The 26818-nt window shown below is 62.2% G+C and carries 18 protein-coding genes and 2 pseudogenes; 9 read left to right on the top strand and 11 right to left on the bottom strand.

Going from position 1 to position 26818, the window contains the following annotated elements:
* The first annotated feature begins 4 nt into the window (after nucleotides 1-4).
* Both SZ64_RS08330 and SZ64_RS08335 read left to right on the top strand, forming a co-directional pair.
* Complete coding sequence (locus tag SZ64_RS08330; RefSeq protein WP_054530392.1) at nucleotides 5-754, top strand: 16S rRNA (uracil(1498)-N(3))-methyltransferase; 750 nt, start codon at nucleotides 5-7, stop codon at nucleotides 752-754.
* A gap of 52 nt (nucleotides 755-806) precedes the next feature.
* Nucleotides 807-2177 (top strand): glutamate--cysteine ligase, encoded by a 1371-nt coding sequence (locus tag SZ64_RS08335; protein ID WP_054530393.1) that lies wholly within the window; start codon nucleotides 807-809, stop codon nucleotides 2175-2177.
* Between the two features lie 137 nt (nucleotides 2178-2314).
* Here SZ64_RS08335 and SZ64_RS08340 read toward each other — a convergent pair whose 3' ends face one another.
* The 5 genes from SZ64_RS08340 to SZ64_RS08360 all read right to left on the bottom strand — a co-directional run bounded on the left by SZ64_RS08340 (nucleotide 2315) and on the right by SZ64_RS08360 (nucleotide 8060).
* Nucleotides 2315-3682: a DUF1295 domain-containing protein gene (locus tag SZ64_RS08340; protein ID WP_054530394.1), complete on the bottom strand. Its 1368-nt coding sequence runs from the start codon at nucleotides 3680-3682 to the stop codon at nucleotides 2315-2317.
* Between the two features lie 81 nt (nucleotides 3683-3763).
* A complete protein-coding gene (locus SZ64_RS08345; protein WP_054530395.1) occupies nucleotides 3764-5119 on the bottom strand; it encodes a PQQ-binding-like beta-propeller repeat protein in 1356 nt (451 codons plus the stop codon).
* Nucleotides 5120-5129: 10 nt separating this feature from the next.
* A complete protein-coding gene (locus tag SZ64_RS08350) occupies nucleotides 5130-5912 on the bottom strand; it encodes a tetratricopeptide repeat protein (RefSeq protein ID WP_054530396.1) in 783 nt (260 codons plus the stop codon).
* Nucleotides 5913-6060: 148 nt separating this feature from the next.
* Nucleotides 6061-7197, bottom strand: coding sequence for a glycosyltransferase (locus tag SZ64_RS08355; RefSeq protein ID WP_054530397.1), 1137 nt, complete (start codon nucleotides 7195-7197; stop codon nucleotides 6061-6063).
* A complete protein-coding gene (locus SZ64_RS08360; protein WP_054530398.1) occupies nucleotides 7194-8060 on the bottom strand; it encodes an alpha/beta hydrolase in 867 nt (288 codons plus the stop codon). Before SZ64_RS08360 ends, SZ64_RS08355 begins: the two co-directional genes overlap by 4 nt.
* Before the next feature lie 64 nt (nucleotides 8061-8124).
* On the opposite strand from SZ64_RS08360, the gene SZ64_RS08365 reads away from it, so the two are divergent.
* Nucleotides 8125-9549: a protein adenylyltransferase SelO family protein gene (locus SZ64_RS08365; protein WP_054530399.1), complete on the top strand. Its 1425-nt coding sequence runs from the start codon at nucleotides 8125-8127 to the stop codon at nucleotides 9547-9549.
* A gap of 139 nt (nucleotides 9550-9688) precedes the next feature.
* On the opposite strand, the pseudogene SZ64_RS19070 reads toward SZ64_RS08365, so the two are convergent.
* Together SZ64_RS19070 and SZ64_RS08370 are read right to left on the bottom strand one after the other, a co-directional pair.
* Nucleotides 9689-10042, bottom strand: a pseudogene (locus SZ64_RS19070) (OmpA family protein); the annotation flags it as partial.
* Nucleotides 10043-10084: 42 nt separating this feature from the next.
* A pseudogene (locus SZ64_RS08370) lies at nucleotides 10085-16990 on the bottom strand (autotransporter outer membrane beta-barrel domain-containing protein); the annotation flags it as partial.
* A gap of 516 nt (nucleotides 16991-17506) precedes the next feature.
* Here SZ64_RS08370 and astD point away from each other — a divergent pair.
* Nucleotides 17507-18922: a succinylglutamate-semialdehyde dehydrogenase gene (gene astD / locus SZ64_RS08375; protein WP_054530401.1), complete on the top strand. Its 1416-nt coding sequence runs from the start codon at nucleotides 17507-17509 to the stop codon at nucleotides 18920-18922.
* Between the two features lie 31 nt (nucleotides 18923-18953).
* Here the strand turns inward: astD and SZ64_RS08380 are convergent, their stop codons facing one another.
* Nucleotides 18954-19685: a hypothetical protein gene (locus SZ64_RS08380; RefSeq protein ID WP_054530402.1), complete on the bottom strand. Its 732-nt coding sequence runs from the start codon at nucleotides 19683-19685 to the stop codon at nucleotides 18954-18956.
* A 485-nt stretch (nucleotides 19686-20170) separates the two neighbouring features.
* Between SZ64_RS08380 and rarD the strand changes: the two genes are divergently transcribed.
* Complete coding sequence (rarD, locus tag SZ64_RS08385) at nucleotides 20171-21079, top strand: EamA family transporter RarD (RefSeq protein ID WP_054530403.1); 909 nt, start codon at nucleotides 20171-20173, stop codon at nucleotides 21077-21079.
* 19 nt (nucleotides 21080-21098) lie between these two features.
* Here the strand turns inward: rarD and pyrC are convergent, their stop codons facing one another.
* A complete protein-coding gene (pyrC, locus tag SZ64_RS08390; protein WP_054530404.1) occupies nucleotides 21099-22142 on the bottom strand; it encodes a dihydroorotase in 1044 nt (347 codons plus the stop codon).
* A 45-nt stretch (nucleotides 22143-22187) separates the two neighbouring features.
* Here pyrC and SZ64_RS08395 point away from each other — a divergent pair, with 45 nt between their 5' ends.
* A complete protein-coding gene (locus SZ64_RS08395; protein WP_199797070.1) occupies nucleotides 22188-22691 on the top strand; it encodes an MEKHLA domain-containing protein in 504 nt (167 codons plus the stop codon).
* 16 nt (nucleotides 22692-22707) lie between these two features.
* On the opposite strand, the gene SZ64_RS08400 is transcribed toward SZ64_RS08395, so the two are convergent.
* Nucleotides 22708-23349, bottom strand: coding sequence for a PilZ domain-containing protein (locus tag SZ64_RS08400; protein WP_162225087.1), 642 nt, complete (start codon nucleotides 23347-23349; stop codon nucleotides 22708-22710).
* A 126-nt stretch (nucleotides 23350-23475) separates the two neighbouring features.
* Between SZ64_RS08400 and SZ64_RS08405 the strand changes: the two genes are divergently transcribed.
* Both SZ64_RS08405 and SZ64_RS08410 read left to right on the top strand, forming a co-directional pair.
* Nucleotides 23476-24450 carry a LysR family transcriptional regulator gene (locus tag SZ64_RS08405; RefSeq protein WP_082384487.1) on the top strand — a complete coding sequence of 325 codons (975 nt, stop codon included), beginning with the start codon at nucleotides 23476-23478 and terminating at the stop codon, nucleotides 24448-24450.
* 30 nt (nucleotides 24451-24480) lie between these two features.
* Entirely contained in the window at nucleotides 24481-25233 is a 753-nt protein-coding gene (locus tag SZ64_RS08410; protein WP_054530407.1) for an aminomethyltransferase, read from the top strand.
* Here the strand turns inward: SZ64_RS08410 and SZ64_RS08415 are convergent.
* Nucleotides 25230-25835, bottom strand: coding sequence for a TetR family transcriptional regulator (locus SZ64_RS08415; RefSeq protein ID WP_054530408.1), 606 nt, complete (start codon nucleotides 25833-25835; stop codon nucleotides 25230-25232). The two genes, SZ64_RS08410 and SZ64_RS08415, sit on opposite strands and share 4 nt — an antisense overlap.
* Nucleotides 25836-25866: 31 nt before the next feature.
* Between SZ64_RS08415 and SZ64_RS08420 the strand changes: the two genes are divergently transcribed.
* Nucleotides 25867-26808 (top strand): metal-dependent hydrolase, encoded by a 942-nt coding sequence (locus tag SZ64_RS08420; protein ID WP_054530409.1) that lies wholly within the window; start codon nucleotides 25867-25869, stop codon nucleotides 26806-26808.
* The last annotated feature ends 10 nt before the right edge of the window (nucleotides 26809-26818 follow it).

Below are 26818 nucleotides of genomic sequence, written 5' to 3' on the forward strand. Positions count from 1 at the left end.
AGCCATGCCTGCCACTCCCGCCTGGCCGCCTCGCAGCGCGCCGCGCCTGTTCGTTCCCGGCCCTCTGGCGGCTGGGGCGGCAGTGACGCTGCATGGCAATCCGGCCAATTACCTCGCCCGGGTAATGCGCGTGGGCGAAGGTGACATCGTAATCCTGTGCGATGACGAGACCGGCGAATGGGCGGCCCGCGTCGCCACCACGGGCAAGCGCGACGTGGTGCTGGAAGTGGTCGAGCGCCTGCGCGAACGCGAGGACGTGCCTGACTTCACCCTGTGCGCCGCCCTGCTGAAGAAGGACCGCTTCGATCTCGTGCTGGAAAAGGCCACCGAATTGGGCGTTCGCGTGATCCAGCCTGTGCTCACCCGTCGCTGCGTGGCCGACAAGCTCAATCTCGAACGTGCACGCGCTCTGGTCGCGGAAGCGGCCGAGCAATGCGCCCGCACTGCCCTGCCCCGCATTGCCGAACCGGTGAAACTGGACGCGCTGCTGAGGGACTGGGACGAAGGCCGCGCCCTGTTCTTCGCTGACGAATTGGGCGGCGAATCTGCCCATTCCGCCTTTGCCGCAAGGAAAGGCCCCGCCGCGCTGTTGACCGGCCCCGAAGGCGGGTTTGACGATGCCGAACGCGAGGCTATCCGCGCCCATCGGGCAACAACCGCAATCACCCTTGGCCCCCGCATCCTGCGCGGCGAAACGGCGGCAATCGCCGCCACCGCGCTGTGGATGGCAGCGGCCGGAGACTGGCAAGAATGACATCCGCAATTTGCGCTGGCGCAGCGCCCCTTAGTGCCCTAACGGCGCCGCTATGAGCACGCGCACAGCGTCAGATGGAGAGGAGCGGCTGATCGAAAGCCGCGATCAACTCGTGGCCCCCATGCAGGCCGGCGAGAAGCCGGTCAGCGCCTGGCGGATCGGGACGGAGCATGAGAAGCTCGTCTTCGCCCGCAACGATCACCACGCCCCTTCCTATGAAGAGACGGGCGGCATTCGCGACATGCTGCTGGCCCTTAAGGAATATGGCTGGGAACCGGTGGAGGAAGGCGGCAACGTCATCGCCATGTCCGGCTCCGACGGTACGGTCAGCCTTGAGCCTGCCGGCCAGCTGGAGCTTTCCGGCGCGCCGTTGGAAAACCTGCACCAGACCTGCGCCGAAACCGGCCGCCATCTGGCTCAGGTGAAGGAAATCGGCGATCGCTTCGGCATCGGCTTCCTTGGCCTGGGCATGTGGCCCGACAAGACCCGCGAAGCGCTGCCCGTAATGCCCAAGGGCCGTTATGCCATCATGATGCGGCACATGCCGCGCGTGGGCACGATGGGCCTCGACATGATGCTGCGCACCTGCACCATCCAGGTCAATCTGGACTATGGCAGCGAAGCGGACATGGTGAAGAAGTTCCGCACCAGCCTTGCGCTCCAGCCGCTGGCAACCGCGCTCTTCGCCAATTCGCCTTTCACCGAAGGCAAGCCCAACGGCTTCCTTTCCTATCGCAGCCACATCTGGTCTGACACGGACCCGCAACGCACGGGCATGTTGCCCTTCGTGTTCGAAGATGGCTTCGGCTATGAGCGCTATGTCGACTATATGCTCGACGTGCCGATGTATTTCGTCTTCCGCGATGGGAAATATATCGACGCTGCCGGCCAGAGCTTCCGCGATTTCCTGAAGGGCGAACTTCCCGCCCTGCCCGGCGAACTGCCGACCGAGAGCGACTGGCAGGATCACCTTTCCACCGCCTTCCCCGAAGTGCGCCTGAAGAGCTTCCTCGAAATGCGCGGTGCCGATGGCGGGCCGTGGGGCCGCATCTGCGCGCTTCCGGCATTGTGGGTGGGCCTGCTCTACGATTCCGGTGCGCTCGACGCGGCATGGGACGTGGTGAAGGACTGGACGATGGATGAGCGGGAAGCGCTGCGCAACGCCGTGCCCAGGCTCGCCCTCGACGCGCCGATCCCCGGTGGCCGCAAGCTGAAGGACATTGCCAGCGAAGTGCTGGACATTGCCCGCGGCGGCCTCTCCGCCAGGGCAAAGCTCAACGCCGCCGGCGACAATGAAACCGGCTATCTGGGCGAATTGTTCGAGATCGCGGAAAGCGGCACTGTTCCCGCCCAGCGCCTGCTGGACCTCTATAACGGCCCGTGGGGCGGCGACATCACGCGGGTTTACGAACAGAGCTTCTGACCGACCCGATCTGCGCGGCATCCTTCGACAGGCTCAGGATGAGCGGGTCACGGGCTGCACAGGTCAAACTGATTCAGACACGTTCCAACAACCGCTCGTCCTGAGCCTGTAGAAGGACGCACTCCGCACTTGCCCCGCTATTCCGCCGGCTGCAAGGCCACAGGCGGACGGCGGCGGAAGCGGAGCAGCAACTTGCGCAAGCGGCTGGTAATCAGGCCGTGTTCGGCCATCCAGTCATGATATTCGCGGTACTTCGGGTCTTCGGCCAGCAGATGCGCTTCCTCCGTGCGGGCGCGCCAGTAATAGACGCCGCTGACGCAGGCGAGGAAGAAGGTGTTGCGCACCACATCCACCAGCGATCCGTTGGTGACGAAGAACGGCAAGGTCGAGCACCACCAGAAGGTGTTCTTGGCCAGATAGGCCGGATGGCGTGTGAAGCGGTAAGGCCCATTGGTCAGCACACCGCGATAGGTCAGGTTTGAAAAGCGGATGCCGAAGGCTACCGTCGCCCAGGCATAGACTGCCGTCAGGAAGCCCAGCCAGCCTGCCCAGACCCACATGAGTGCGGTGTGCCCCTGGAACCAATAGGACCAGTCCGCCGTGTGATATTCATAGCCGATCACGCCATTGTTCGACATCACGCCCCAGACAAAGGGCGGATAACACATCAGCGCGGCCAGCCAGCCTGCCAGGAAGGGATTGCCGCTGCGGATATGCGCATCGAGCGGACGCAGCGTGAAGAGATAGCCCACCGTGCCGATCTGCACGTCGATCACGAACAGCAATTCGAACAGCACGCCGCCGAACCGCCCTGGATCGTTGAGAAGCGCGGGAATATCCGCATTCACGATATTGGCGAAGCCCGGCGGCAGAATGGAGATCATGAAGGCACCGAAGAAGGCCTTGATGGTCCACGCGCGCCAGTGCTTCTTCACCTGCTCCGCATCCCACGGTTCGCGCCCGATCAGCATGGCACCGAAATGCCAGGCCCCGTCGTGCGGGTTCACCAGCACACGGTCAAGCCAAAGGACATAGGGAACGGACAGAATGAACAACGGGATCGCCGAAGCCCCAATCACTTCCATCGCGAAGAGATATTGCCCGTCCCAATACCAGCGGCACACGCAATAGAGGAAACCGATGATCGCCCAGGTGGACCAAAGGCCCGCTAGTTTGGTGACGGATACCTCTATCACGCTGGAAAGCGGGCGTGGGTTCTTCCACGAAATGCCCGTGGAAGGCCGCAGGTAAACCTTTTCCACCAGCACCGACCATGCCGCCATCAGGATGCCGATAAACAGCATGGAAGCCAGTGCCGCATAGGCACCGGACATGCGCTCTCGCGGGCCGGGAAGGTTCAGCGCATCGGCGATGTGCGGCCAATTGCGGCAGATCGCGATCCACACGAACAGCCCGATCAGGCCCACCAGCCCTACCCTGGGCGAAACGTCGCTCCGGGGCGGCTTTTTGCCGGCAATGGGGTTAGGTTCTGGGCGCGCGCTCATCCCATGGGCGCATAGGGAAAAAGGGTTAAGGGGCAGGTAACGCCCCTAATCCCTGCCCGCTGCGCCCGTCAGGCCGGACGATCAGCGATAGGCGCGGATCGTCCCGTCATCGTCCAGAATGTAAAGCGTCTGGTTAGCAACGATGGGCGCCAGCGAAACCGGCGTCTTGATGTTGCGGAACTCGGTAGGGGTACCGGTCATCACATCCAGCGTCAGAACTTCGCCGCGTGAGCTGGCGACCCACAGCTTGTTCCCCGCCAGCACAGGACCAGTCCAGAAGATGCGGTTGGACCGCTTTTTGGGGTTCTTCCATTCCTGCAACTGCGTCAGCCAGCGCACCTTGCCGCTGCTGCGGGCAATGGCGAGCATGCGCGCATCGTCTGTCAGGGTGAAAATCCACTCACCGGCCAGCGCCGGGGTGGAAATGCCCGCAAGATTGAGTTCCCAGATGCGCTGCCCGGTCACCAGTTCATAGGCGGCCATGCGCCCACCCTGCCCCAGTGCATAGACGCGGCCGGAATCGATGATCGGATCTGCATCGACATCGGTCAGCGCACCGACTTCGGTGGAAATGTTGGTGCGCGACAAAGCGTCGGCCCAAACTTCGCGCCCGTTTTCGAAGCGATAGGCCGCCAGTTCGCCCGAACTGTAGCCCGCGATCACCGTGCCCTGCCCCGCCGCAGGAGCGGCAACGCCGAACACGCCCGCCTGCCCGATAGAGCCGGATTCGTTCCACGAAACCGTGCCGTCGGTCGGGTTGATCGCGATGATCTGGTTATCCTGCGTCATCACAAAGATTGTGTTGAACGCGATGGTGGGCGCCCCGCGCAGCGGGCCTGCCGGCTTCACCGTCCACAGCTGGGTGCCATTGGAAGCGTCCAGCGCCAACACGTCTCCCACGCCATTGGTGGCATAAACGCGGCCGTTGGAATAGCTCACGCCGCCGCCAAAGGCCGCACTTTCGACCTTGCCGGGAACCGGCATCTTGTAAGTCCATTTCTGGCTGCCTGTGTTGGCATCCATGGCATGGATCACTGCATCTGTGTCGACTACGTACAGCGTTCCGTTGCCGACCACCGGCGCAGCAGCCAGACGGCGCTTCTTGCCCGAACCGGCAATCCGCGCGGTCCACAATTCGGTCGGATTCGCCGCAATCGCCAGATGGCCGTAGCTCTTCGATGCCGTACCGCCCGCCTGGCTCCAGTCCGCATTTACCTGCGGCGCGGGAATCACCACCGACGTCGCCGAAAGCGAAGGATCTACAGTCGTCCCCGCCTCGATCCGCGACAGGATCGGAACGCGATTGCCGATAGTGGGCGTCTTGGGCTTGTCCTTGCCGCCGAAGACGCCGCAAGCCGAAAGCGCGGCGGCCATCACGACCAACATGGGGAGCGCCATATAGCGCCGGGTAGAGATGCGGTTCATAGGCTTCGTCATTCTCGCAATCTTACTGCGCCGCCGCGGGCTCTTCACCCTCCTGGCGCAGTTCTTTCAGCGTCTCGTCGACATCCACAATCGCATCGACACCCATCATTCCCGCAAGCTGTCGCGCCCGTGAACGCAGCGAATCGGGAACCTTCTCGTCCTTGGCGATCTCGGCGAAAAGCGGCCCGGCAAGATCCGGCTTGCCCATATCGAGATAGGCCGCGCCAAGCAGTTCGCCCGCACTGCCGAAATAGGGCGTGCCGGGCTTTGCCAGCGGCTTGAGCTTTTCGACCACATCCGCCGGCTTCATCCTGGCGTAATTGATCGAGACCTGACGGATCGTCGCAAGGTTGCGATAAGGTTCCGGCACGCCGCTGTCATTGGCCACTTCGCCATAGAGCCGCGCGGCTTCAACCAGCTTGTCGTCACGCACGGCGACGCTGGCGCGCATCAGCTTGGCAACGGCCGCAGCGCCCGCGCCGCCATCCTTTTCAAGCTTGGCGAATTCCTTGGCGGCCGTATCGTTGTTACCGGCATCGAACTGGTCGAGCGCCTTCACCAGTTCCTCGGACACCTGCTCGTGCCCGCTTTCGCGATATTCGGTCCACAGCAGCCAGCCGCCGAACAGCGCAAGGCCGCCGATCACGACACCGGCAACCTGCTTGCCGTAATTTTTGGCGAAATGGGCGAACTGATCCTGACGCAGCGCATCGTCGACTTCGCGCAGCAGGGCATCCTGCTGCTTCGCATCGCGTTCGGCACGCTTTTCGGCATCGGTCTTCGGGGTAGTAGGTGTAAGAGCCACGCGGGAGCCTTCTGCTCGGTGAGTTCCTTGTTTCGGGCGCTGTTTAGGGGCCTCGCGGCGATACCGCAATGGCGGATGCCCCACCATCCTCAACTGGGGCACATGCCTGCAGCCTCGCGGGTGAACCGGCCATTAAGCATGCGGCCACTCAGCGAACGGCGCCACCTGCGATCGCACCGGTGTAAAGCGCATGATAGGCGGCCAGCATTGCGCCTTCATCATAGGAAATGCGGGCCTTTTCTCGATTGGCTTTGCCCAGCCTGCGTCGGAGTTCCGGGTTAGTCGCCAGACTTGCGAGCGCTCCGGCCAGCGCAGCCCCAGACCCGCCATCGACGATGAAAGGTGCGTTTTCCTCCGCCACCATCTGCGCCACATCCCCCACTTGCGGGGCGGCGATGGGCGATCCGGCCGCCATCGCCTCCACCACGGAGATCGGAAATTGCTCGCTCTTGGAAGACAGTGCGAAAATGTCGAACAGCCCTACGACCTTTGCCGGATCGGAGGCAAAACCGGGCAGGTGCACGCGCTCCGCCACGCCCAGCCGCCGCGCTTCCTCGAGAATCGCGGCGCGTTCCGACCCCTCGCCCACGATCACCAGCCGCCATTCCGGGCTGAGCGGAGCAAAGGCCCGGACAAGCGCGGGCAGATCCTTCACCGCGCGCAGACCCGCCAGCGTGCCGACCCACTTCTCACCTGCGCCCTTGACCAGACCGGGCACCGCATTCGGTTCGGGGTGCAGGGCATAGGCGGCCGTTGCAATCCCGTTGGCAATGCGGTGCACGCGCCTTGCCGGCTGGTGCCACACCTCGCGCGCAATTCTCTCCAGCCGGAAGGATGGAACGACCAGCGCCGATGCCCCGCGCAAGGCCAGCCGGCGATAGATATTCCGCCTTGGCTTGAGGCGCTCTGCCTCATCGGAATTGAAGCCATCTTCGTGATGGACAAGCGGCGGAAGCCCCATCGAGCGGGCAAACAGGCAATGGGCCATCACTGCATCCATCGCACCCCAATTATAGGTCAGCACCAGATCGAAACCCGCCATGGCACGCGCCAGCCCCTTCAGGCGGCCTGGCAATGGAGGCCCGGCAAGTGAAGGGAAGTCCTGCGGATATTCGACTGTTATATCGGGGGAAATGAGAGCAGCTGCCGCCATCGCCCCACGCTCTGCGGAAACGATTGCATGGGCAAATTCGCCCCCGAAGGCATTGATCAGGCGGACGCAACGCACTTCCTTCCCGCCTGCATCGAAGCTCGAATGCAGGTGCAGGATGCGCTTTTGACTCATTCGACCTTCGCCAGCAGCCGGGCGATCGCTTCGCGCGCCTGCGGTTCGGCCAGCGTCGGCGCATGGCCAACCCGCTTGAGCGTCAGCGTCTCCGTCCCCGGCACTTCCTTCGCCATGCGCCGCAGCGTGGCCGCGGAAAGCAGATCGGACAGCGCCCCGCGAATAGCCAGCACCGGCCTGCCCGCAAGCGCCCGATAAGCCGGCCAGAGATCGAAATCCGCACTGGCGGCAGGGGCATTGAACGGCTCGGCGATCTTCATGTCATAATCGAACACGATACGGCCATTACCGCTCACCGCCATCACGCGCTTGGCCATCGCCAACCAATCGGTAATCGCGAAATCCGGGAAGATCGCCCCGCCCGATTCCTTAAGTGCGCGCGCCGCATGCATCCAGGTGGGGAAGCTGCGACCCTGCCCGACATATTCGCGGATACGTTCCACACCGGCCGGTTCCAGCACCGGCCCCACATCGTTGATTACCGCCCCTGCAATCCTGTCTGCCCCGCCGGCAGCCAGCAGCATGGTGAGAATGCCGCCCAGCGAAGTACCGATGGCAACAAAGCGTTCAATGCCCGCTTGATCGAGCAGCGCATTGATGTCCGCGACATATTGCAGCGGATTGTAGGTCGCCGAATCCTTGGAATAGTCGCTTTCGCCCCGCCCACGCAGTTCAACGCAGATTACTCGCCATTCCCCGGCGAAGGCATCGGCAACAGGCTCGAAATCGCGGGCATTGCGGGTAAGGCCCGGCAGGCATAGCAGCGGCGGCCGGTCGGCCCGGCCCGGATAATCGCGATAATGCAGCTTGAGGCCGTCAGGCGAGGTCCAGAACCCGTCCTGAAATGCGGCGCCATCTGCCATATTCGCTATACCCCTTCCCGGCCGGCTCCTTGCATGCGACCCGCCAAGCCCCCACTAAAGCGGGATGCCTTCAGAACCGCAACCAGCCCCCTATAGGGCAGACCCGCAAATCCTCAAGCTCGCCGAATGGCTTGGGGACGAAGTGGCACCCGCCGACTTTCCCCGAGCCGAGCTGCGTTTTCGCAATCGCCGCTGGGATCGCGCCGTAGGGCTGGATAGGCTGTCGGACGAGCAGTGGGTGCGCCATTTCGGGCGGTTCGAAGCCCTGCCCGACAATCTGCCCCACCCACTGGCCTTACGCTATCACGGCCACCAGTTTCGCATCTATAACCCCGATCTTGGCGACGGGCGCGGTTTCACTTTCGCCCAATTGCGCGACGGACCGAATTACGGCCAGACGCCGCGCTTGCTGGACCTGGGCACCAAGGGTTCCGGCCTCACACCTTACAGCCGCACAGCCGATGGCCGCCTGACGCTGAAAGGCGCTGTGCGGGAAATTCTGGCTACGGAAATGCTGGAAGCACTGGGCACCTATACCAGCAAGACCTTCTCGGTGATCGAAACCGGGGAACAGCTCTGGCGCGGGGATGAGCCATCGCCCACCCGCTCGGCCGTGCTCGTTCGGCTCAGCCACAGCCATGTCCGTATCGGCACTTTCCAGCGTCTGGCCGCGTTTGAAGCAAAGGCTGAGATGGAACAACTGGTTGCCTATTGCCTTGAACAGTTTCCCGGCCCGCTGCCGCCGGATGACGCGCCGGGGCGGGATGAACCCGCAGTGATCCTGTTCCATCAGGCGGTAGAACGCCTGGCCGACCTTGCCGCCTCCTATATGACGGCCGGTTTCGTCCATGGCGTGCTCAACACCGACAATATGAACATCACGGGCGAAAGCTTCGATTACGGCCCCTGGCGCTGGCTGCCGCGCTGGGAACCGGGCTTCACGGCTGCCTATTTCGACGAGAGAGGCCTGTATGCCTTCGGACGACAGGCAGAGGCGATCCACTGGAACTGCGCGCAACTAGCCATCGCCTTGAGGCAGTTGAGCGAAGCCGCCCCACTCATCGCCGCGCTGGAGCGTTTTCCGGCGCTCTATCATGCGGCGATGGCGCGGCGCTTCTGCTGGCGCCTTGGCGTGGAACCTCGCGGCGTGGAGGAAGACGGCAGACTGATCGCCACAGCCGAACAGGCCATGCGCGATCAGGCGATCGGGCCGGATACATTCTTCTTCACCCATCGCGGGGGGCGAAATGCGGCAGGGCCTCTGGCAGAAGCACTGGCAGCCTATGCACCCGTCCCCTCAACTCATGAATATTGGGAAGGCGAGGCCCCGCAATCGATGCTGATCGACGAGGTGGAGGCCATCTGGGCGCCCATTGCCGAGCATGATGACTGGGCATTGCTGCAAGCTAAGCTCGTAGCCCTGCGCCGGATGGGCGAGGCCCATGGCGACGCGCCAACCCCGGCTGGCCACGCACTCACCGGCCACTGAGGCGATCTGCTGCGGCCTTCTGAATTGGCACCCAACTTAGGGCCGCTGCAACAGAACCAGACAGCAAAAGGCCCGGAGGTTTCCCTCCGGGCCTTTCGTTTGTCGGACCTTGCGGTGATCCAGGCAGTTCAGATCGAGCCTAGTTGCCCGAACCCGGACCGTAGGAGATTTCGACGCGGCGGTTCTGCAGTTCGCGGACGCCGTCGGCAGTCGGAACCCGCGGGTTCGCTTCACCGAAGCCTTCGCTGCTGATCGCCGAGGACGGGATGCCCTTGCCGACCAGGTAGGTCTGGACCGAAGCGTTACGACGGTTCGACAGGCCCACGTTGTACTGGGTGCTGCCCGAACGGTCAGCATAGCCAGCCAGCATGATCGGAACCGTACCGCAGTTGCCATAGGCAGTTACGGCGCTGTCCAGGGTCGTCGCAGCCTCAGGCGTGATGTCCGACTTATCCCAGTCGAAGAACACGATGTACGGGCCCTTGTTGCACACCGGCGGAGGCGGCGGGGTCGCTGCCTTACCGAACGCCTTACGGACGCCGAGGTTGCCAACGTAGCCGGCAAAGCCCTGTTCGCCGAACTGCGTGCCGCCCCTCAGGAAGAAGCTCCAGCCATTATTCCCGTTGGAAACGCTGATGCCGCCCAGGATTTCACCCTGATCGCCTTCGACATTGTAGCCAACGGGCAGGCTCGAACCATTGCTGAGCAGGTTGGTGACGTAATCACCTTCAAACTCATGCCACCAGTTGCCCTCGATATAGGGTTCAACCACCGTGCCGCTATCCAGCTTGGCAGTATAGCCCAAACGACCACCGAGGCGGCTGCGGAGAGTCTCCGAGTCCAGAACTTCAACGCCAGTGCCCAGCAGGGTCGGCAGATCGTTGTCGAACTTGGTGTTGCCGTAGCTCAACGTGCCCTTAGGCTCGAAGAACGCACCGCCCGAACCCAGCGCCAGCTTGTAACCGAGGTCGAGAGTTGCACCCAGCGTGGTGTAATGGGTGGTGAAGCTATCGCCGAACACACCATCATTCATCGAATAGTCGAGCGTGCCGAAGTCAGCCTTGAGCAGCAGGTCAGCGAAGAACGGACCATCAAGACGGGTCGCATAAGCGCCAACCGACCACTGGTCATAGGTGATCGCCGTATTCGACATGTCGAACTTCAGGTCCGACTGGACCCAGCCGCCAAGCACGCCGAACAGCCACGCGCGATCCTTGCCCTTGGCCGAGACGCTCTCGCTGCCGAAGTCCACGCCCATCTGAAGACCGAAGAAGTCCTGCGAGATCTGGTCATCATAGTTGTAGACGCCGCCGCCAGAGAGGCCCGCAGGCGCTCCGACGGTGTTCGACATGTCGCGTTCGATATTGGCACCGAACATGCGGCCCCAGACGCCCGGCGTGACATTGCCCGCCTGCCCTTCGCCATGGTCGCCAAAGGCATTGCGCAGATCGGCAGTACGATCGAGCCAGGTGCCGGTCGTGACATTCCAGAGATTCTGGGCACCATAGGCAATGGTCGAAAGGTCGAAGGCTTCACGATCGAGATTGCTTGCCAGCACCCATTCCTCAAACCCGTCGGTATTCTTCGGTGTATCGCGGAGATAGGCGTCGAAGCGGTACAGACCCTTGTCGATGCCGCCATCGGTCGTGAAGTCAGGCGCTGCCGAACTGACCGCCCCGCCGACATAGGCGAAGACGATCGCATCGTCGGCATCGACATATTCGCCGGGAACGGCAGCCGCGAGATCGTCGATCTCGAGATGCGTGGTGCCCGAAACATCGCCGCCGATAACCAGATAATCAGACGCACCATTGGCTTCCAGTTCTGCGTTGAACGCGAAAACGGTCGGACCGGAGGCAGTGTAATTGCCAGTGGTGGTCAGATAGTCATCAGCATCGGCATCGACCATGTCGATCCGGTTGGCGTTGTTGAACTCGTCCAGGCCGATGAAGTTCAGCCCGCCATCGACAAGAACCCTGCCGGTATTGTCGAAAGTGGCACTGCCCAGCGGGTGGATGAACTCGAAGTCGTGCTCGTAACCCGTCGCGCGGAAGATGCCGGAATTGGCGATTTCGATATCGCCTTCATCCGACTGGAAGGTCGAGAGCGAGGCATCGACAGCGTCAATGATGCCGACATTGTTCAGGACAATATCGCCAAGCCCATAGACCGCATTCGCACCCGAGAAGGTCCAGTCGCCGGTCACCTTGTTCTCGAACTGTACGCTCACGCCGCTGAGTGCATCGACGCCGGCTGCACCAAGTGCCAGATTGCCGATGACCGAGCCTGCATTGTCGATGCCGATCGTGCCGACATCGGAATAGGCCCAGATCGCCGCTCCGCTTTCAGGATCGATTTCATCGGTGGTGATGACGCCATGGACACCATTGGCCAGCGAGAGCGACCCGTCGCTCCACGTCATGACGGCAGCGAGCAGATCGCCATCGCCCTGGAGCAACCCGTCATTGACGATGGAAATATCGTCCACCGCAACCGGATCGAAGTCATTGGCAACCGCGAACACCGCCGCGCCGAGGGAATAGACTTCCGCATCCGTCGCATTGGTGATGGTGGTGGCGCCCGGACCGGCATTCAGCACCGAAATGCCGAAGAGCGGAGCGGGATTGGCGCCTGCGCCGACGGTACCATTGTTGGTGACAACGACGTCGCCATCGCCGAAATTCGCGGCATTGATGCCAATGAGGTTGGCTTCAATGTCGGAATTGTTGGTGACGGTTGCCGCGCCAGAACCGAAGCTGACGGCAGAAGCACCGATCATGGGCGGATCGATAGCTTCATTGACGGTGACCGTGGCGGCGCCACCGATCGACGTCGCAGATGCACCGAACAGGCCGTTATCGGCTGTGATCTTGCCGTAGGTGGTGATGGTGGCATCGCCGCCCAGCGCCGTTGCGATCACGCCCGAACCATTAGCCGAGGAGACCGTGCCGGATTCGACGTCAACGCTACCAAGACCCAGGGCAAAGATGCCGGTGAGTTCAGAGTTGATCGTGCTGTCAGCGCCGAGGATCAGAACGTCCCCACCTGCCTCTGCGCCCACACCAATGCTGGCGGTGTTGGTGATCGAGTTCGCGCCCAGATCGATGTTCACATTGCCCGAGGCGATGCCGTTCACACCTGCGAGGCCATTAGCCGTAACATCGCCATGAAGCACGATGTCTGTGTTGCCGCCGAACGCGCTGGCGAGAACGCCGGAGCCGCTCGAGGAAACGATCGTGCCGCTATCGACCTTGGCGTTGCCGGTAATGGAAGTCGCCGCAATACCGGTGAGGCCGGAGTTGATCGTGCTGCCAACACCATCAACAACCACGTCGCCGCCAGCAGTGGCAACAACACCGAAGCCGAACAGCGCATTCACCGTCTGATCGGTGATGGTGACGTTCACATTTTCATCCGCGAGAGCGAAAATGCCGAACAGGCCGTCCGCATCGGTGAGGCCGTGAGTGGTGATGTTAGCCTCACCGCCCAGCGCAACACCGGTGATGCCCACGCCGGTGATCCCGGTGCCATTTGCATAGACCGTGCCGGTGTCGATGTTCACATCGCCGCCGAATGCTGTGCCGACCACGCCAGCATCGCCGCTGGTGATGACTGAGGTCGCATCCGCATTGATGTCCACATTACCGCCGACAGCGGCAGCCAGCAGGCCGACATTATCCGCTTCAACGCTGACACCAGCCAGCACGTCGAGATCCGCATCGCCGCCAATTGCCAGCGCTGCGCCGCCGATATCCGGCGGATCGATGTCGCCGCCGATGGTCAGCGAAGCGTTGCCGCCCGTTGCGATTGCCGCCGCGCCGAACAGGCCGTTATCGACCGAGATCTTGCCATGGGTCACGACCGTCGCGTCGCCGCCGCCACCGCCCAGATCGACCGCGATGCCGACCACGCCGCTGCCGCCAAAGCCGGTAGCCGTGGTGTGCACATCGCCGCTATCAACCGTCACGCCACCGTTGAGGGCCAGCGCACCGATACCGATATTCTGCGATTCGACCGTGGTGCCTTCCGCGTTGATGTCCACATTGCCATCTACGGCAATGCCCGACACGCCTGCACCATTAGCTGCGGTCACAGTGGTGTCCGCGCCGATATTCATCAGCACGTCGCCGCCCACCGCAGAGCCGAGCACGCCGAAGGTGCCGCCGGCCGTAACATCGGCATAGGTGGCGATGTCCGCATTGCCGCCAAGGGCAATGCCCGCCACGCCGCTTCCTTCGAAGCCGGTGGCCGTGGTTGTTACTTCGCCAGCGTCGATATCGACATTACCGTCAACTGCGAGAGCGCCAACGCCGACAAAGGCAGACTGGACAATATCGTCCTGGGTATTGACCGTTGCATCCCCGCCCAGCGCGATGGCGGTGACACCCGCGCCATTGGCTGCGTTGACAGCACCTCCGGTCGTGATGCTGGCATTGCCGTTCACGGCCAGAGCAGCAACGCCGAACAGCCCGTTGGCATCGGTGCTGCCGTGCGTATCGATATCGACATTCCCGTCCAGCGCGATGCCAGCCACGCCGACACCGCCAAGGCCAGTACCGGTCGCATCGACTTCGCCGCTGTCGATCCAGACATTGCCGCCATCCAGCGAGGCGCCGACAATGCCCGCGCCTGCGGTCACATGAGAGAATTCGCCTTCAATATCGACATCGCCACTGCCGAGCGCGAGGCCCAGAACACCGACGCCATCGACGGCATTGACCTGAGTGATGTCATCGGACGAACCGAGAAGATCAATGCCGACATTGCCGACATCGTCCGTGATACCGGCCACGCCGAGCAGGCCGCTCGCCGTCGTATTGCCGTGGGTGTCGATGTCCACATTGCCGCCGCCGAGGGCTACGCCCACAACGCCAACGCCCAACGCGCCGCCAGTCGCTTCGACTTCGCCGCTGTCGATCCACACGTTGCCGCCTGTATCTGCAAATCCGACAATGCCGATTGCGGCCGTAACGTCCGAATATTCACCTTCAATGTCGACATTACCACCATCCAGCGCAATGCCGAGGACGCCAACGCCATTCGCGGCCGTCACGGTGGTGATGTCGTCGCTGGCACCAAGCAGATCGATCGAGACATCGCCGCCCGTATCCGCAAAGCCGCCAATTGCGACGAGGCCGGAAGCGACCGTATCGCCATGCGTGTCGATGTCGACACTGCCGCCACCCTGCGCAACGCCGATTACGCCCACACCCAGCGTGCCGCCGGATGCTGTGACCGTGCCGCTGTCGATCCAGACATTACCGCCCGTATCGGAATAACCGAGGATGCCCGCGCCAGCGGTTACGTTCGAATATGCGCCTTCAATGTCCACATCGCCGCCGCCCTGCGCAACGCCGATCACACCGATGCCGTTCGCCCCAGTGACATTGGTAATGTCGTCGCTCGCGCCGAGCAGATCGATCGAAACGTCGCCGCCTGTATCGGCATAACCGCCAACAGCCACGAGGCCTGCCGCCGTAGTATCGCCATGCGTGTCGATATCAACGCTGCCGCCACCCTGGGCGACACCGATGACGCCGAGGCTGAGCGCACCGCCGCCACTGGCGTTCACGGTGCCGCTGTCAATCCAGACATTGCCGCCACCTTGCGTGTAGCCCGCAATGCCTGCCATGCCGGACACGGTGGAACCAGCCGCTTCAATATCGGCATCGCCACCACCAATGGCCATCGCACCGACGCCGAGCATTGGAGGGGTAAAGTTCTGCCCGATTTCAGCATTTTCGACATTGACGTTCGCATCGCCGAGGCCGCCATTATAGGCGAACGCGCCCACTGCCGTGGCGTCGATGGTCGTTCCATTGGCATTGACCGTCGCATCCCCGGCTCCGCCCAGCACGATCGCGCCGGCACCGATCATCGGCGGATCAATCGCCACGCCCTCGTCGAGATTGACGGTTGCCGAACCGTTGAGCGAAATCGCAGCTGCGCCGAACGTGCCGCCATCAACCGAAATATCGTCATGCGCGTTTACAGTGGCAGCGCCGCTGTTGGTGACCGCGATTACGCCCCCGCCGACAGGAAAACTCATGGTATCCAGAGGTGCCGGAAGCGCGACACCGCCCGAGCCGGCGTTGACTGCACCGGAATCAATCGAGACGTCCCCATCAGTCAGCGCAACGCCCACGATACCCGAGCCGCCGACGGAAGTGACGTAACCGTCTTCGCTCTGCGTATCGATGGTGACACTACCATCCGCAGCGAGCGCGAAAATGCCAGTGCCGGAATCGACGTCAATCGTGCCGGTGCTGGTTACGTCGACATCGCCAAGCAGTGCATTGGCCGAAATACCGTTGGTATCCGCGTCAATCGAGCCGTCATTGCCGATGGTGATATCGTCGAGTGAACTGACATTGATGCCGTAGCCGGAACCGGAAACGATCTCCCCGTGATTCTGGACTTCAGCCTCGCCGGTGAGGGCGAGGATGTTCACGCCGCCATTTTCGCCCGAGATTACGCCGGTTTCATTATTCGTAACCAGCGCGTCGGAGCCGATGTTGAGATTGACGCCGATGCCGCCGGTCGACGTAATGTCGCCGGAGTTGGTGACCGTGCCATTCCCGCCCAACAGCATATTGATGCCGTCGCCCTGCGAGTAAATTTCGGCATCCTCGTTGTTGGTCACAATGCCGTTATTGGCCAGACCCGTCATCGAAATAGCCGGACCGGTGCCGGCATGGCCGGCATTGCCGATGCTGCCATTATTGATGACCTGGAAGGTTCCGTTGCCGAGAACCAGCCCGCCATTCAGCGAAACCGCCGTATTTCCGCCGAAGATATCGCCGTCATTGGTGACATTGACGTTTGAGGTGCCGCCGGTCGAAGTGTAGGTAATGCCGTTATTATAGCCCTCAACGGACCCGGTGTCCGTGACGTGGACATCCAACGTTCCGTTGCCCGTGCCAGCAGTAGTGCTGAGCACGATTGCATTGCCCAGAGTGCTCTGCACATTGCCGCCAATCGTTACATCGCCGGTGAGGCTGCTCAACGCGCCACCACGGCTAATGTCAATTGCGGTTCCCTGCCCGACAATCGAGGTGTTGGACGCACTCATGTCGAAATCGATCGGCTTCACCAGATCGAAATCAATCATGTTTTGATTGATATTGATGTCGATGACGGTTCCGCCACTGCCATTGGTCACGACCGCGCCGGAGCCGATAACGGCATCGAGGCCGTTACCATCGGTCGAATTGACGACAATGCCATCCGTATCCGTGCCGGTGCATTCAAGCGTATCCGGGCTGGGCGAGCCGGACGTGTCCGCGCTGCAAGCCGCGTAGGCTTCATCAGTCATCAGCGGCGAGAAATACGCCCCCAGCGCGATGGCCGCCAACGCAGTCGTCGTCGCCAGCTTCACCCTGCGCCCACGCGCGGCGTCGTTACCGGACGCACCAGCGCCGACCATCGTTTCAATTTTCATTAAATTGCGCCCCCCTGGCACTCGTCGAGGCCCGCGAGCGCACGACGAGGAATCGTTAAATTGCTAATAACCTTTTTCTACAACACGAAGCGAATGGGCGGCAACGCGGAAAGGGGCTTGCAAGCTGACTGTCGCGTCCGTTTCGGATGCATTACAAGGCATTGGAATAAGGTCATTTTAGTGTAAGAAGCCGGCAACATACACCTGTCCGAAAACAGACAGCGCTGTCCGGCGTTCGAATCCGGGACAATCGACCAGGGACAAGAAGGTGCGCGCGCAATGGCGCGACTCGTCTTCCAATTGCGCAGCTTCAAGTCTGAATTTCACGGACCGGCAAAAAGCCTTGTGCGGGGGTTTCTAAGTAATTGTCCGCGTATTTTTCCGGCACAATGGCGACGCCCGAACCACCCGGTTCCGCTTGTAACTTTCCTTCCACTGGCGCAAAGGATCGGAAAGCTAGCCCCAGCCGCAATCCTGCGGCAAAGGCCCAAGGATGTCTGATCGGAAGTCTATCCCGTGAGTACCGACGCGATTATCTCGCTCGAACCGGCCACCGGCGTGGAACTGTGGCGGGGCACACCGGGCGACGTTGATGAAGCCGTGGCCCGCGCCCGCCGTGCATGGCCAACCTGGGCCGCCCTGCCCCTGGCAACCCGCATCGAAATGGTGCGCCGCTTCGCCAATGAGGTGCGCAAGGCGAACGAGGCCTTTGCCGAACTGATCGCGCGCGAAACAGGCAAGCCCTTGTGGGAAGCCCGCACCGAAGTAGAGGCCGTGATCAACAAGGTCGAGATTTCGATCCGCGCCTATGCGGAACGGACTGGCCAACGCAAATATGACAGCGCCCTGCAAGGCACCCAGGCCCTGCGCCACAAGCCGCATGGCGTGATGGCCGTGTTGGGGCCGTATAATTTCCCGGCTCATCTGCCAAATGGCCATATCGTGCCCGCGCTGATCGCGGGCAACGCCATTGTCTTCAAGCCAAGCGAGAAGACGCCAGCTGTTGGCGAATTTCTGGTGGGCTGCTTCCACCGTTCGGGCATTCCACCCGAAGTGGTCCAGCTGCTGCTGGGCGGCCCGGACGAAGGCAAGGCAGTCGTCGCCCATCCCGGGGTGGACGGCGTGCTGTTCACCGGCTCGGCCAATGCCGGCATTGCGATCAACCGCAAGCTGGCCTCCAATCCAGGCAAGATCGTCGCGCTGGAAATGGGCGGCAACAACCCCATGGTGTTGTGGAACACTCCGCTGCTGGACGATGTCGCGGTGCTGGTAGTCCAATCCGCCTTCACCACCGCCGGCCAGCGCTGCACGGCCGGTCGGCGGCTGATCGTCAAATCCTCGCTCTATGACGAGGCGATCGAGAAGATCGCCAAACTGTCTGACCGTATCGTGGTGGGCGCACCGTTTGACGATCCGGCTCCGTTCATGGGCCCGGTGATCGACAACAACACGGCCGATCAACTGACCGAGAGCTTCCTCTACCTGATGTCGCAGGGCGGCAAGCCGATCCGCCACATGCGTCGCAAGCAGGACGATCTTCCGTTCCTTTCGCCCGCCATCATCGACGTCACCAAAATGCCGGAGCGACCGGACATCGAACTGTTCGGCCCGCTGCTGCAAGTGGTGAAGGTCGACGATTTCGACGAGGCGATCGCGGAAGCGAACAACACCCGTTTCGGCCTGTCGGCCTCGCTGATGGGAGGCACGCCGCAGGATTATAACCGCTTCTGGGCCAATATCCGCGCGGGGATCGTGAACTGGAACCGGCCTACAAATGGCGCTTCGTCCGAGGCACCGTTCGGTGGCGTCGGCCTTTCGGGCAATCATCGCCCGGCAGCCTTCTATGCGGCGGATTACTGCGCCTATCCGGTAGCCAGCGTAGAGATGGACCAGCCGCGTGCCAGCGTAGGCGTGGGCTTCAAGCCGAACTGAGGAACGGCGGGGCACGCGCCCCGCCCACCGGTCACTCGCCGTTGGTCACCAGGTCCACTTCGGTGCCGCCCTTGGCGCGCGAACGCGCATAGAGCACGAAGGATGCCTTGCCCTTCGTTCCGCCCAGAACGTCATCGCCATCTTCCTTCACGCGCTGAGCGGTGAAGCCCGAAGCGGTCGCGCGGGTGTAATAGAAGTCGATCACGTCATCGAGCGGGACAGCGGTGACATAATTGATCACTCGCAGCGCACAGGCGCCTTCATCCGTGCCTGCTGCTTCCTGCACCGCTCCTTGCGGATAGACAGGGAAAGTGGCTGGAAGCCTTGCCGCCCAATCCATCGTATACTGCGCCCGGTCGGCGCAATTACCATTCCTGCCGGGCGCGGCGGCCGCGCGGCTTGCCACGGCGAGCGCGGAGCCTTCCGGCAGCTTGCCCGCAACCGCCTGCGCGGCCGGAGCCTTCCTGAGCTTTCCCGGACCGCCGAGAAGCTTCAGCGCATCCGTGCGAGCGCGCTCGATGGCTTCGGGGCTGGTCATTTCCGGGGGAAGCGCTCCATCGCCCAGACCCGCCGAGACTGCGGAATTGGCCTGGTTCTGGCCGGCAAGGTCCGGATCGACCATGATCTCCTCACCAAGGGCGGATGCAACTTCGGCATCGGCGGTTCCCTTGGGAGTTTCAGTTCCATCGTCCTTGCCGCCGCATGCCGCCAGAGCCAGCGCGGGCACGAGTGCAAGAATGGCGAGCGGCGGCTTGCATAGCATGACGTGAATTCTCCCCGATAAGGCTTAAGGGCGATTTAGAGGAATTATCGTGTTTGCCGATGGAGTTAAGCGCCTTGTCCCGCATCGGGAAAGTCTTTGCAGCAAACCTTACGAGCAGCGCGAGCGACCACCATGTCGGGATAGAAAGCCCCTCAAAGGACGAGGCGCCCGTCCCGGCTCATGCGTACCGGGAGGGCGCCTATCTATTGGTCTCCCGGGGACAATGCGGAGACCCTAGGCCGGCCAGGAGCGGGGGGAGACTACCGGCCCGATGCGGACCGCCCTCTCGACGGTCCTCTTCTTGTCAGCCCTGAATGGGGTTGGCCGACAAGTGTTTTTGTACACCTTCGATTCTTAACCGCGGACAACCACGCAATTCCGCCTACGCACCCACAGGACGGGAAGCTTGCGACCGCTTGCCCCGCAACCTAAACACCTGCCGACGCAGGCAAACGAGGCGGCAAACGCCCGGGAACACCAATCGCATGGCGAATGATTCGCACCACAGCCACCAGATCGACGGATTGGCCTTCGCGCTGGGATCGCATGCGATCTGGGGCATCATGCCGCTCTATCTCGGGCTGGTGCACGATGTGCCATCTATCGAATTCGTGGCATGGCGCATCATCTTCACTCTTCCCCTTTGCACAGCCGTGATCGCATGGCGCGGCCAGTGGGGCGAATTGCGCGCCGCTTTTTCTCAGCGCAGATCCGTTCTGGCCCTGCTGGCCAGTTCAGCGATGATCGGCATCAACTGGGTGCTTTACGTCGTCGCGATCCAGACGGACCACGTCTATGCGGCCAGCCTTGGCTATTACATTCTGCCTTTGGTTATGATGCTGCTGGGGCTGGCGGTGCTGAAAGAACGGCTTAGCGGGCCGCAATGGGGCGCTGTCGCGCTGGCTGCCGTTGGCGTGGCCCTGCTGGCCGCAGGGGCGCTCAGCACCCTGCTGTTCAGCCTGACCATGGCGGTAACTTTCGGGCTATACGGCCTGATCCGCAAGACGGTGAATGTTGGCCCCATCGTGGGGCTGATGGTGGAAACCCTGCTGCTGATCCTGCCTGCTGTCGCCATTGCCGGCTGGTATGCGGGCCAACCGGCGGGATCGTCCATGTTGCAGGGTTGGCCCCTTGCCGGTGCCATCGCGCTTGGCGGGCCGATGACGGCAGTGCCGCTGATGCTGTTTGCCACGGCAGCCCGGCGGATGGACTATACGCTGATCGGCTTCCTGCAATTCCTTTCGCCCACCATCGTCTTCCTGCTGGGCCTGCTCTGGTTCCACGAGCCGCTGAAGCCCGCACAGTTGGGCTGCTTCGTGATGATCTGGGCAGCCATGGCCCTGTTCGTGTGGGATCTGTTCCTGCGGCGAAGGAAGCTGCCCCGCCCTGCCTGATTTACCCGGCCCTGATCCCTCAGCCCAGGAAACGCCAGCCCAGCGTCTGCCCGCCATGGAACGGCACGATAGGCGTGCCGTTGGCATCGAGCACTTCTGGCACTTCCACAGGCGCCTTCTCCAGCGTCACCGTGCCTTCATTGAGCGGCAGGCCGTAGAAACGCGGGCCGTGTTCGGAAGCGAAAGCTTCGAACCGGTCCAGCGCACGCTCTTCCTCGAACACCGCAAGATAGCTTTCCAGGGCGAAAGGCGCATTGAAGATGCCCGCACAGCCGCAGGAGGCTTCCTTCAGATGCTTCGCGTGCGGCGCCGTATCCGTGCCGAGAAAATATTTGGGCGAACCGCTGGTGGCGGCGCGACGCAACGCGAGACGGTGCTTTTCGCGCTTGGCGACCGGCAGGCAATAGGCATGTGGGCGGATGCCGCCGACCAGCATGGCATTGCGGTTGATATGAAGGTGTTGCGGCGTGATCGTAGCTGCCACGTTTGGCCCGGTCGCGTCCACGAAAGCCACCGCTTCCTCAGTCGTCACATGTTCGAGCACGACCTTCAGGTCCGGCAGAGTCAGCACGAGATCCGCCAGAATCTGTTCGATGAACACGGCCTCGCGATCGAAGATGTCGATGTCGGCATCGGTTACCTCGCCATGAAGCAGCAGCGGCATGCCGATTTCCTGCATCTTCTCGAAGACAGGCAGGAGGTTCGCGACATTGCTGACCCCGCGCGCGGAATTGGTCGTCGCATTGGCAGGATAGAGCTTGGCCGCGGTGAACACACCCTCGGCATGGCCGCGCGCCAATTCTGCCGGGTCGGTATCGTCGGTGAGATAGGCCGTCATCAGCGGCGTGAAATCCATCCCTTCCGGAACGGCGGCAAGGATGTGCTCCCGATATGCAATTGCTTCAGCCACGTTCACTACCGGCGGCGTGAGATTGGGCATCACGATCGCGCGGGCAAACTGGCGCGCCGTATAGGGCAGAACGCCTTGCATCACCGCACCGTCACGCAGGTGAATGTGCCAGTCATCGGGGCGGCGGATCGTTATCGCGGTGGAGTCGGCCATGCCTGCCCCCTATCGTTTCGCGGCCCGCGCCGCTAGCAGCTTCGCATGAGCGACGAATTCGAGACCGGAACGCGCGACTGGCAGGCCGAACGGCTGCTAGTGGAAGCCCATGCAGGGTTTGAGCGCATCGAAATGATCGCCGCGAGCTTTAGCCGCCTTACCGGGCGAAATCTCGTTCCGCCCGGCGGTGACCTGCCCGATACTTTGTGGAACCTGCCGGCCGTAGTGGTTGCCCATGGGACAGAGGCCGATCCGATCTTCTTCTACGCCAATTGTGCGGCGCTCAGCCTGTTCGAATTTCCGGCAGCGGAATTCATCCGCCTGCCCTCGCGCCTTTCCGCAAAGCCCCTTGCGCGCGAAGAACGCGCGCGCATGCTGGCTCAGGTGACCGAACGCGGTTTCATCGACGATTATGCCGGAGTGCGCACCGCCCGATCCGGAGGGGGCTTCCGGATCGAGCGGGCGTCGGTTTGGAACCTCTTCGACCCGAAGGGCTCCGCTGGCGGGCAGGCGGCCTGTTTCGACCGCTGGCACCCACTAGAACTCTGAACGCGTTCGCCGTCTCTCAGGCGGTCTTGCGTTCACAGGTGGCGCAACCTTCCGCCTGGCAGAAGATCGCCCAGCGCGCCAATTCCTCGAAGCCGACGGGCCGGATGAAGTTCAACCCGGCAACATTCAGCTGCGACCAGCGCACTACCGCTTTGCGCGGCTCCATTCCCGGCAACATCACGGTCACCTCGTCACCGGGGCGCACCGTGGGAATTACCGCCTTGATGCCGCGCTGGGAGATGTCTCTCACCTCCAGCTTGATGCGGACATCGCCAAGCAGCGCTTCGCCGTCACACTGGATCGGAAGGCGAGGCGCACGGTTGAGCTGGCTCTCCACATGGGTGCTGCCCATGTTCTTGAGCGCAGCGGCCAGATCGATTTCCTCATCGAACTGGACACCGATCTTACCTTCCTTCGACCAGGCGACCTTACCGCTCACCACATGGCCCGGCATGAACTGCACGCTCACTGCCTCGCCAATGGCAAAATCTGCATATGCCACGCCCATCATCCCGCTGGGGGACAAATTGCGTAGCAGGCAGAAGCCGGTAAACCCGTCAGCCTCAAGCAGAACCGGACGATAAACAGCAGTAGTCCGACCGTCTCTCCGACGATCTTCCGACTCCTGCCCGTCTGTCTGGTTTGCTTCTGCTTCCATTCCTTGCCGTTTAATCACGCGATTGAAAAGCTGCGCGCCCATATTGGTTCCCCCCACTTCGAGGCAACACATCCCAAAGTGATGACAAATCATCACTGAAAAGTTATAACCGACTAATCCAATCTCATGCCCGGGCTGCCTTTCACTCTCCGCCAGCTCGAAATATTCGAGCTGCTCTGCAGATTGCGGAGCTTCCGGCTCGTGGGCGATGAATTGGGAATATCGCAGGCATCGGTTAGCAACCAGTTGAAAGCGCTGGAAAATCAGCTTGGCACCCGATTGCTCTCGCGAGAGCCGGGGAAAAAGCCGCTATTAACCACTGAAGGCGCCGCATTTCTGGCAGATTTGGGCGAATTCTGGCGCTCCGCGGAACAGCTTGCAACCCATCGCCGTCCTGGCGGAACGTCGCCTCCGGGCGAATTACGCCTCAAAGTTATGATCGGAAATTACATTCTGAAGGATTGCGTCCGGCCCAAACTCGACAGTTTTGTGGAGGCGCATCCGGCGATTCATCTGGATTTCGTTTCTCCCACGATTTCCGATCTACCGAGCCAGGTTGTCGAACGCGATCAGTACGATCTCGCCCTGTTTCAGGAGCAGTTGGGTCGGCCAATGGCGCCGGGCATGCGCGAACTTGCCCGGATTCGCTGCGGCGTTTTCGGCCACCGCAGTTTTCTCAAGGGCAAGAATCGCCTGCTGACGACGGAAGAAGCGAGCGCGCTACCTTTCGTCCTGCCTCCAGCAGGCACGCCCTACGAGAATCTGGTTCTATCCCTATTGGCAAAGGCCGGGATCAAGCCGCGGACGATTGCCGGGCGCACCCAATATTTCGATGTCATGTCCGCCATGTTCGAACGCGGCAATTGCGTTGGTGCCACGCTGGAGCCAATCCTGCGCAACGAACATCGCAACGTAGCGCTGCTCTTCCCGCTGGAGGACTGGCGGCTGGTCTATTATCGCAATCCCCAGCGTAGCGAGCCGGAGATTCAAGCTGTGGAGGATTTTCTGATCTCCTCTGTGCTCGAAGATCCTGATTACCCGACCCTATCCCGGCCTTCTGGCGGTGGCCGCAGGAGCATGGAAAGGCTGCTGGGGGATTGATTTTCCCATCCGCGCCGCCACCTTCACAGCATGGCACAGACCCGGCTCTTCTCTCGCGCACTCGTCAGGCTCACTCCACTGGAAGAAGGCGAGGATGTTAGGGGCTTCCTGCAAGGACTGGTCACGAACGATGTCACCGGCCTTCTGCCAGTCTGGGCTGGCCTGCTGAGTGCGCAGGGCAAGGCCATGTTCGATTTCCTCGTCTGGCCGGATGGCGACGGGCTGCTGCTCGATTGTGAGGCCGACGCGGCGGACGATCTGGCAAGGCGCCTTTCGCTCTACCGCCTGCGGCGCAAGATCGCGATCGAGCGCGACGATGCCCACGGCGTCCATTGGGAACCCGCGCCCGGAGACGGGGGCGCGCGCGATCCGAGATTGCTGGCGCTTGGTCAGCGCTGGATCGCGCCTGTTTCCGAAGATGACGAAAGCGCGGACGCTGCCTGGCTGGCCCATCGCCTGTCGCTCGGCGTGCCGGAAGGTCGGGCGGAGTTGGGCGACATATTGTGGCTGGAAACCAACGCCGCAGAACTGAACGGCGTGAGCTTCAGTAAGGGTTGTTATGTCGGGCAGGAGAACACTGCCCGGATGAACTGGCGCCAGAAGGTCAATCGTAGGCTGACAGTAGTCCCGCTGGACCGCTCGGACGAAAGCCGGCGCCGTATTGCCTATCCTGACCTGGGCATGGCCGTCGATCACTTGCGGATCGAGGCGATGGATTCTTCCACGCTGCCCGCATGGCAAGCGCAAGCCATCGCCACCGACGAAGAGGTTTCAGAGGGCTAATCGGCGGTTTTGCTCTGCTTCCCACTAAGCTGGGCAAGCAACAGGGCTTCTGCGTGAGCCCTTGCAGATCCGCGCGGCAGGCCGAGCGAGGCCGCCATACGCTCGCCCATCAGCGCATCACCCAGCGCCAGCAGCACCAGCGTCAGCGTGGTCTGGCGGACGGACGCCGCCTCGTCCGCATGATCCGCATCCTGCGGTGTCAGCTCATCCACCAATGCGTGGATGGATTCGATCACCGGATCGAGCGCGTCTTCATTGCCTGAAGCAAGCATCCAGCTTGCCAGTGCCCCCGCCCCGCCAATGTCGAACGCATCGAAAGTCAGATCCACCACGTCGCGCGGACTGCCTTCGCCACTGCGGGTAGCACGCACTGCGTCGGCAATGGTTTGGCAAACAGTCTCCGCCAGATAGCCGCCAAGGGCGCGCTGCAATCCGGCGGCTGACCCGAAATGGTGAAGGAGATTGGCGTGCGTCCTGCCAATTCTGGCAGCCACGGCCTTGAGCGTCACGCTCTGCGGGCCGGCCTCGATCAACTGAGCGCGCGCGGCCTCCAGCGCGGCGAGGCGGCTTTCCTCGGGAGTCAGGCGTTTCCTTGTTGACATAATGGTAAGCTAATCCGGTGATAATCTGAACATGTCCGCACCGTTCAAATTCGACCTAGAGGCCTCGGCGCCGCTCGGCAAGGATACGGCCACTCCAGCGGATCTGGCAATCCGTCCGCGTGACCGCCGCTTTTGTCGCAAAGCGCGGCCGGTACGCTGGTGGCTGGGCAACGATCCGGTGGCGACCGCGTGGCACAATTCGCTCTCCGTGGCATTCCCGGTGGGCGAGAGCTTCTTCATCGAACATGTGAAGGCGCATCGAGAAGGCGTGCCGCCCAAGCTGGAAGCGGAAATCCGGGCGTTTGTGCGGCAGGAAATCAATCACACCCGCGAACATGTCGCCTTCAACCGTTATGTTACCGATGCGGGCTATGACATTTCGCGCGTCGAGCAGCGCTTGAATGAGGCCGTGCAGGTTACACGCGAGCGGCCCGCAATCGCCAATCTCGCCGCCTCTATGGCGCTGGAGCATTTCACAGCGATCATCGCGCGCCACACGCTCACCCACCTCTGGCAATATGGCAAGGCCGAGCCGGAAGTCGCTGAATTATGGCGCTGGCATGCGGTCGAGGAAATCGAGCACAAGGGCGTCACCTATGACACCTGGCTGCATGCCACGCGCGACTGGACACGCTTCCGCCGCTGGTGGGTAAAGTCCCTGCTGATGATTCTGGCCGGGCGCAATTTCTTGAAAGGCCGGATACAGGACACGCTGGATTTCCTGGCTCAGGACGGGCTGACCGGCTGGAAATGGAAATGGCGGGTCGGCCTCTATCTGGTCGGTCGTCCGGGCGTACTGCGCAAGATATTCCCTGACTGGGTGGCCTATTTCCTTCCGGGCTTTCACCCGTGGAAGACTGACGACCGCGCTCTGATCCACCTTTACGACAGCGAATATGCCGACGCGGTAATGCCGGTCGAAATGGAAGAGACAGTTCCCGCCTTTCGCAAGGCCGCCTCGGCCGCCGCCTGATGCGACGGCG

Origin of the sequence: Erythrobacter sp. SG61-1L, assembly GCF_001305965.1 — a bacterium.
In the GTDB taxonomy this organism is placed as follows: domain Bacteria; phylum Pseudomonadota; class Alphaproteobacteria; order Sphingomonadales; family Sphingomonadaceae; genus Andeanibacterium.